Annotated in this window: 6 protein-coding genes; all 6 read left to right on the top strand. The window is 62.6% G+C overall.

Features of this window, described 5'->3' with window-relative positions; translation table 11 throughout:
* Positions 1-111: 111 nt before the first annotated feature.
* On the top strand, positions 112-747 hold the full coding sequence (locus LVD08_RS26435; RefSeq protein WP_027613350.1) for an RluA family pseudouridine synthase: 636 nt from the start codon (positions 112-114) through the stop codon (positions 745-747).
* 53 nt (positions 748-800) lie between these two features.
* On the top strand, positions 801-1,898 hold the full coding sequence (locus tag LVD08_RS26430) for a hypothetical protein (RefSeq protein WP_247269659.1): 1,098 nt from the start codon (positions 801-803) through the stop codon (positions 1,896-1,898).
* 172 nt (positions 1,899-2,070) lie between these two features.
* Positions 2,071-3,360, top strand: a complete 1,290-nt coding sequence (locus tag LVD08_RS26425; RefSeq protein ID WP_047598982.1) for a M18 family aminopeptidase — start codon at positions 2,071-2,073, stop codon at positions 3,358-3,360.
* Between the two features lie 195 nt (positions 3,361-3,555).
* Positions 3,556-3,732, top strand: a complete 177-nt coding sequence (locus LVD08_RS26420; RefSeq protein WP_007965354.1) for a hypothetical protein — start codon at positions 3,556-3,558, stop codon at positions 3,730-3,732.
* A 77-nt stretch (positions 3,733-3,809) separates the two neighbouring features.
* Entirely contained in the window at positions 3,810-5,963 is a 2,154-nt protein-coding gene (locus LVD08_RS26415) for a mechanosensitive ion channel domain-containing protein (protein ID WP_247269658.1), read from the top strand.
* 66 nt (positions 5,964-6,029) lie between these two features.
* Complete coding sequence (locus LVD08_RS26410) at positions 6,030-7,364, top strand: amidohydrolase (protein ID WP_247269657.1); 1,335 nt, start codon at positions 6,030-6,032, stop codon at positions 7,362-7,364.
* Positions 7,365-7,829 lie beyond the last annotated feature (465 nt).

The following is a 7,829-nucleotide window of genomic DNA, read 5'->3' as shown; positions in this document are numbered from 1 at the left end:
CGCCCCCCCCCGGGGGGGGGCGGCGCCCGGCCGGGCCGCCGCCGGGGCCGCCCCCCCCCCGCGCAGGCGCCCCCTCCCCCCCCCGTTGGCATTTGTTACGAGGCTGTTTTAATGCCGTTGTCCAACATCCGCATCATCCATCAGGACGCCGCCGTACTGGTGGTCGACAAACCGACGTTGCTGCTCTCGGTGCCCGGTCGCGCCGACGACAACAAGGACTGCCTGATCACCCGCCTGCAGGAAAACGGCTACCCGGAAGCGCGCATCGTCCATCGCCTGGACTGGGAAACCTCCGGCATCATTCTGCTGGCCCGTGACGCGGATACTCACCGCGAACTGTCGCGGCAGTTTCACGATCGTGAAACAGAGAAAGCCTACACTGCGCTCTGCTGGGGTCAGCCGGAGCTGGACAGCGGCAGCATCGACCTGCCGCTGCGCTACGATCCGCCGACCAAACCGCGGCACGTGGTCGACCACGAATTCGGCAAGCATGCGCTGACCTTCTGGCGCGTACTGGAACGTTGCGGCGACTGGTGCCGCGTCGAGCTGACGCCGATCACCGGGCGCTCGCACCAGTTGCGTGTGCACATGCTGTCCATCGGTCACCCGCTGCTGGGCGACGGGCTGTACGCCCATGAGCAGGCCTTGGCGGCCTGGCCGCGTCTGTGCCTGCACGCCAGCATGCTGAGCTTCACCCACCCGCAAACCGGCGAGCGTTTGCGCTTCGAATGCCCGGCACCGTTTTAAGCGCTGCCTGAGTGGCGGCGCTGTTTTCTTTTGGACAAGGATTCTGTTTTCGGATGAGTTGTATTGATTCCCTGGTAACCCCCCTCACGAAAGCTCGTCATCAACTGCTTTACCTGGTTTACGGCAATCAGGATGTGTACCGGCGCGAAGCCAAGTTCAGCATCCTGACCGCGCTGTCCCAGGCTAAAAACGGCGAGCTTCCGGCGATCCGCATTCTCACCGATCGCCCCGATGACTATGCGGGCTGGCCGGTCGACACGGTGTTGCTGGATGAAGCGACCCTGACCCGCTGGCAAGGCACCCACGGCTATCACCATCGCCGCAAGGCCTGCGCCATCGCCGCGGGCATGCAGTGGGCGGAAAAAACCCTGTTCGTCGACACCGACACCCTGTTCACCCGCCAGCCGAGCCAACTGTTCAAATTCATCGAGCCGAATCGCTCGGTGATGGATCGCTTCGAGTACGACTGGAAAGATGTGCACCAGCGTCCCGACTATCAAAAACTCGGTCGCGACCTGCGCAGCCACGGCGTGACGCCGGATAACGGTTTCAAGCTCTACAACAGCGGCTTGTGCGGCGTGACCGACAGCGACTCAGCGCTGTTCGAAGAGTCGATCCGCCTGATTGATCAGTGGACACTCGGCGGCTTCGAAATCCACACCATCGAACAGATCGCCCTGTCGTATGCCATGCGCGAGCGTCAGGTGGTGGAAGCGCGCAAACACGTCTACCACTACTTCGCGGAAAAACGTTTCTTCCACGCGATGCAGACGTACTTCTTCTCCCAGCACGGCGAGCAGTTCAGCCAGCGCCTGGTGGATCTGTGCAGCGATGTGCCACGGGTCAAGCCGTTCCCCTCGGCCTGGCGCCGATTGAAAATCAAATGGAAGCTGCGCCACCAGAAAGGTGCCCTGCGCAAGGTCGGTCGTGATCTGCTGTACGGCAGCGCCGCGCCGGAAGATCCGTACTACAGCGTTTGCCGACACGAATGGTGGGAATGCGCCTCGCGGGAAATTCTGCGTTGGGACGAGAGCCAGCAGAAAAAACTGCTGAGCCAGAAGTCCTGGCCGCAACAGCTGCCGCGTCCGGATAAACCGGAAGATGAAAAAGTCATCATGAACTACTTGAAAAAACGCGTAGCCGCCCGCTGATCCACACCATCCCCTGTGGGAGCGGGCTTGCTCGCGAAAGGGGTGTGTCATCCAAAAATCTGCATCTGACCCACCGCTTTCGCGAGCAAGCCCGCTTCCGCCCCGATCCTGCCCGGATTCAATTCCCGGGCCGATGCGTTAAACTCGCGCCCATTGCTGTCTGGAGCTTCTTATGCGCGAAGAGTTGAACCAAGGCCTGATCGACTTCCTCAAGGCCTCCCCTACCCCGTTCCACGCCACCGCCAGCCTTGTTCAGCGTCTGGAGGCCGCCGGTTACGTGCGCCTCGACGAGCGCGAGCCGTGGACCACCGAGGCCAACGGCCGCTACTACGTCACCCGTAACGACTCCTCGATCGTCGCGATCAAAATGGGCCGCAACTCGCCACTGCACGACGGCATCCGCCTGGTCGGCGCTCACACCGACAGCCCGTGCCTGCGGGTCAAGCCGCAACCGGAACTGCAACGTCAGGGCTTCTGGCAACTGGGCGTTGAAGTCTACGGCGGCGCACTGCTGGCGCCGTGGTTCGACCGCGACCTGTCGCTGGCCGGCCGCGTCACCTTCCGTCGCGACGGCAAGGTCGAAAGTCAGTTGATCGACTTCAAGGCGCCGATCGCGATCATTCCCAACCTGGCGATTCACCTGAACCGTGAAGCCAATCAGGGCTGGGCGATCAACGCGCAGACCGAGCTGCCGCCGATCCTCGCGCAATTCGCCGGCGACGAACGCGTCGACTTCCGCGCCGTACTGACTGATCAACTGGCCCGCGAACATGGCCTGAACGCCGATGTGGTGCTGGATTACGAACTGAGCTTCTACGACACCCAGAGCGCGGCGGTCATCGGCCTGCATGGCGACTTCATCGCCGGTGCGCGCCTCGACAACCTGCTGTCGTGCTACGCCGGCCTGCAAGCCCTGCTCACTGCCGACACCGAAGAAACCTGCGTGCTGGTGTGCAACGACCACGAGGAAGTCGGCTCCTGCTCGGCGTGCGGTGCCGATGGCCCGATGCTCGAACAGACCCTGCGCCGCCTGCTGCCGGAAGGTGACGAGTTCGTCCGCACCATCCAGAAATCGCTGCTGGTCTCGGCCGACAATGCCCACGGCGTGCACCCCAATTACGCCGAGAAGCACGACGCCAACCACGGCCCGAAACTCAACGCCGGCCCGGTGATCAAGGTCAACAGCAACCAGCGCTACGCCACCAACAGCGAAACCGCCGGGTTCTTCCGCCATCTGTGCATGGCCGAAGAAGTACCGGTGCAGAGCTTCGTGGTGCGCAGCGACATGGGCTGCGGCTCGACCATCGGCCCGATCACCGCCAGCCACCTGGGCGTGCGCACCGTCGACATCGGCCTGCCGACCTTCGCCATGCACTCGATCCGCGAACTGTGCGGCAGCCACGATCTGGCGCACCTCGTCAAAGTGCTGAGCGCGTTCTACGCCAGCCGCGAGTTGCCTTAAAAGCTGAAAAGCTTCGCGAGCAAGCCCGCTCCCACATTGGAATGCATTTCAACCTGTGGGAGCGGGCTTGCTCGCGAAAGCGCTCGTGCAGACAACAAAGATTCATCGTAGAACCGAATCATTCCTGATACACATCACTCCTCGCTGCAGAAAGCGACCTAGACTTAAATCATCCCCTTCGACAAGGCAGTCACCATGATTTCGATGTCCTCCTTCCACGCCATGCTCATTCCGATTCTGTCCGGGATGATCCTGCTGGCGATCGGCTTCAACTTCCGCGACAAGAACGCCGGTGTGTTTGCCATGTGGGTCGGCATGCTGATGATCCTGGCGACCGTGGTCTACAAGATCCTCGCCAAACTCAACGAATAAATCCGCGCCCGGCTCGCATTGATTCTGGCTGCCTCGTACACTCGCTCAATTCGCCCCTTTGCGAGGTTGACCGCCTAGTGTTCGCTCGTCTGTTTGCTCTGCCCTGCCTGTTCCTTGTCTGCCTGATGACGCTGCTGCCGCTGGCCCCTGCCCAGGCGGTCGGGTTGCCGGGCCTGCTCAACACCACCAAGACGCAGCCGGAGGCGCAAGAGCCGCTGGGCCAGTCGCTGGATGAAGTCATCAAGTCGCTGGAAAACGACAAGCAACGCGCGCAATTGCTCAGCGATCTGAAAAAGCTGCGCGACGCCACCAAGAAAGCCCAGGCCTCACCGGAAGAAGGTGTGCTGGGCTTGATCGGCGGCACCCTGGCCAGTTTCGAGAAGCAGTTCTCCGGTGACGACAGCCCGCTGACCCGCTGGTCCGACGAGTTCAATCTGGCCAAGGATGAGTTGAAGGCATTGATGTTGCCGGCCAGCGAATGGCTGCCGATCATCTTCGGCTTCGCGGTGATCCTGATGGTCTGGAGCCTGCTCGCCGCCGCGCTAATCTGGCTCGGTCACCGGGTGCGCATGCGCTTCGGCCTGACCGAAGAACTGCCGCAGCATCCCAAGGCCCTCGACATGCTGCGCTTCGCCCTGCGCAAGCTCGGGCCGTGGTTGATTGCATTGGTCATCACCGTTTACATGAGCTACGCGCTGCCGTCGTCATTGGGTAAAAGCCTGGCGATGGTGCTGGCTTATGCGCTGGTGGTCGGCACCTGTTTCTCGGCAATCTGCGTGATCGCCTTCTCGCTGCTCGACGGACCGCACCGGCACCGGGCGTTGTACATCCTGCGGCATCAGGCCTTCCGTCCGTTGTGGCTGATCGGCAGCTTCGCCGCATTCGGTGAAGCGCTGAGTGACCCGCGCCTGGTCGAAGGCCTCGGCGTGCACCTGGCGCACACCACCGCGACCATCACCAACGTGCTCGCGGCGCTGTTCACCGGGTTGTTCATCCTGCGTTTCCGCCGGCCGATCGCGCACCTGATCCGCAACCAGCCGTTGTCCCGCCGCCTGACCCGCCGCGCCCTCAGCGACACCATCGATATCCTCGGCACCTTCTGGTACGTGCCGGCGCTGGTGCTGGTCGGGATCTCGCTGTTCGCCACCTTCGTCTCCGCCGGCGATACCAGCACCGCCCTGCGCCAGTCACTGATCTGCACGGTGCTGCTGGTGATGTGCATGGTGATCAACGGCCTCGTGCGCCGTCATTCACTCAAACCGCAACGCGGGCCGAAGCGCCATGCGTTGTACTCGGAGCGCCTGAAAAGCTTCTTCTACACCCTCGCCCACCTGCTGGTGTGGCTGATCTTCATCGAGCTCGGCCTGCGCGTGTGGGGCAAGTCGCTGATCGGCTTTGCCGAGGGCGAAGGGCATGACGTCAGCGTCAAACTGTTCAGCCTGATCGGCACGCTGATTTTCTCCTGGCTGATCTGGATCCTCGCCGACACCGCCGTGCACCACGCCCTCACCCGCTCGCGCAAAGGCCTGGCCAATGCCCGCGCGCAGACGATGATGCCGCTGATCCGCAACGTGCTGTTCGTGGCGATTTTCATCATCGCGCTGATCGTCGCCCTGGCGAACATGGGCATGAACGTCACGCCACTGCTGGCCGGTGCCGGCGTGATCGGTCTGGCCATCGGTTTCGGTGCGCAGTCGCTGGTGGCGGACCTGATCACCGGCCTGTTCATCATCATCGAAGACTCGCTGGCCATTGATGACTACGTCGACGTCGGCGGCCACCTCGGCACTGTCGAAGGCCTGACCATCCGCACCGTGCGCCTGCGCGACATCGACGGCATCGTCCACACCATCCCGTTCAGCGAAATCAAAAGCATCAAGAACTACTCCCGGGAATTCGGCTACGCGATCTTCCGCGTCGCGGTGCCGTACAACATGGAAATCGACGACGCGATCAAACTGATGCGCGAAGTCGGCCAGAAAATGCGTACCGACCCACTGCAACGGCGGAACATCTGGTCGCCGCTGGAGATTCAGGGCGTGGAAAGTTTCGAATCCGGCAGCGCGATTCTGCGCGCCCGGTTCAAGACTGCGCCGATCAAACAATGGGAAGTTTCCCGAGCGTTCAACCTGTCGCTCAAGCGCCATATGGACGAAGCCGGCCTCGATCTGGCGACGCCACGCATGAGCGTGCAGGTCATCACTGCCGGCGGTGGCCAGCCGAAGGAATAGCACTTCGCGCAGACACTCGGGTCACAGGCAGGGAAGCCAGAAAAACAATAACCATGGAGACACCCGATGCAGCTGACACGTATCGCCCAGTCCGTTCTGCTCACTCTGCTGGCCGGCACCGCCAGCGCCGCCACCCTGGACAGCACCCGCGAACAGATCGCCGCGCAAGCCAAGGCACTTGAACCGCAACTGCTGGAAACCCGCCGCGACATCCACGCGCATCCGGAACTGGGCAACACCGAGAAACGCACCGCGGAACTGGTCGCCAGACAACTGAAGGCCATGGGCCTGGAAGTCAAAACCAACGTCGCCCGCACCGGCGTGGTCGCCATCCTCAAGGGCGCCCTGCCCGGCCCGACCGTGGCCTTGCGCGCCGACATGGACGCGTTGCCAGTCAAGGAAGTCGCCGACCTGCCCTTCGCCTCGAAAGCCAAAGGCACTTATCTGGACAAAGAAGTCGACGTGATGCACGCCTGCGGCCACGACGCCCACACCGCGATCCTGCTGAGCACGGCGAAAATTCTCACTGGCCTGCGCGACACCCTGCCCGGCACCGTGGTCTTCTACTTCCAGCCCGCCGAAGAAGGCCCGAGCGACTTCATCCCCGACGGCAAAAACACCTGGGGCGCGAAAATGATGGTGCAGGAAGGCGTGATGAAATCCCCCAAACCCGACGCTGTCTTCGGCCTCCACGTCTGGGCCGGCGTCCCCGCCGGCCAGATCGCCTACCGCCCCGGCGCCACTCTGGCCAGCTCCGACGACCTGCGCATCAAAATCCTCGGCAAACAGACCCACGCCGGCCGCCCGTGGGACGGCATCGACCCGATCACCGTCGGCGCACAAACCATCGTCGGCCTGCAAACCGTGGTCAGCCGCCGCACCGACATTTCGTCCTACCCGTCGGTGGTCAGCATCGGCACCATCAACGGCGGCACCCGCTACAACATCATTCCCGAATCCGTGGACATGAGCGGCACCATCCGCTCCTACGACTACGGCATCCGCCAGAAACTCCACGCCGACGTGCGTCAGACCATCGAGAAAATCGCCGAAAGCGGCGGCGCGAAAGCCGACGTCACCATCATCGAAAAATACGACCCCACGATCAACAACCCGGCACTGACGGAAAAAATGCTGCCGACGTTGAAGTGGGCCGCCAAGGATGACGTGGTCAATGCGCCGCTGGTGGGCGGCGCGGAAGACTTCTCGTTCTTTGCCAAGAAAGTGCCCGGGCTGTTTGTGTTTCTCGGGGTGACGCCACGGGATCAGGACATGAGCAAGGCGGCGCCGAATCACAATCCGGGATTCTTTGTGGATGAGTCGGCGCTGGTGGTTGGGGTGAGGACGATGGCGTCTTTGGCGACGGATTATTTGTATGCCAGTGCCGGGGCGGGCAAGTAGAGATGAAGTGACAGTGGGGGCGCCTTCGCGAGCAGGCTCGCTCCCACATTTGACCGTGTGCAGCCTGTTAGAGATTGGTCGGCTGTCAGGCCGCCATCGCTGGCAAGCCAGCTCCCACAGTTGGATTGAGTGCAGGCAGTTGGAGATTGGTCGGCTGGGAGGTCACCATCACTGGCAGGCCAGCTCCCACAGAGAGATTGGGTGCAGGCAGTTAGAGATTGGTCGGCTGTCAGGCCGCCTTCGCGAGCAGGCTCGCTCCCACAGTGGGATTGGGTGCAGGCAGTTGGAGATTGGTCGGCTGTCAGGCCGCCTTCGCTGGCAGGCCAGCTCCCACAGTGGGATTGGGTGCAGGCAGTTGGAGATTGGTCGGCTGTCAGGCCGCCTTCGCTGGCAGGCCAGCTCCCACAGTGGGATTGGGTGCAGGCAGTTGGAGATTGGTCGGCTGTCAGGCCGCCTTCGCGAGCA

Origin of the sequence: Pseudomonas sp. YL2, assembly GCF_023063025.1 — a bacterium.
Classification (GTDB): Bacteria; Pseudomonadota; Gammaproteobacteria; order Pseudomonadales; family Pseudomonadaceae; genus Aquipseudomonas; species Aquipseudomonas putida_A.
Note: the sequence above shows the minus strand (reverse complement) of the source record. Positions and strands in the feature narration are given on the sequence as shown.

Excerpts from the sequence above, each read along its gene's own strand:
- LVD08_RS26425 (WP_047598982.1), top strand. The coding sequence starts at position 2,071 with ATGCGCGAAGAGTTGAACCAAGGCCTGATCGACTTCCTCAAGGCCTCC.
- LVD08_RS26430 (WP_247269659.1), top strand. The coding sequence starts at position 801 with ATGAGTTGTATTGATTCCCTGGTAACCCCCCTCACGAAAGCTCGTCAT.
- LVD08_RS26435 (WP_027613350.1), top strand. The coding sequence starts at position 112 with ATGCCGTTGTCCAACATCCGCATCATCCATCAGGACGCCGCCGTACTG.
- LVD08_RS26420 (WP_007965354.1), top strand. The coding sequence starts at position 3,556 with ATGATTTCGATGTCCTCCTTCCACGCCATGCTCATTCCGATTCTGTCC.
- LVD08_RS26410 (WP_247269657.1), top strand. The coding sequence starts at position 6,030 with ATGCAGCTGACACGTATCGCCCAGTCCGTTCTGCTCACTCTGCTGGCC.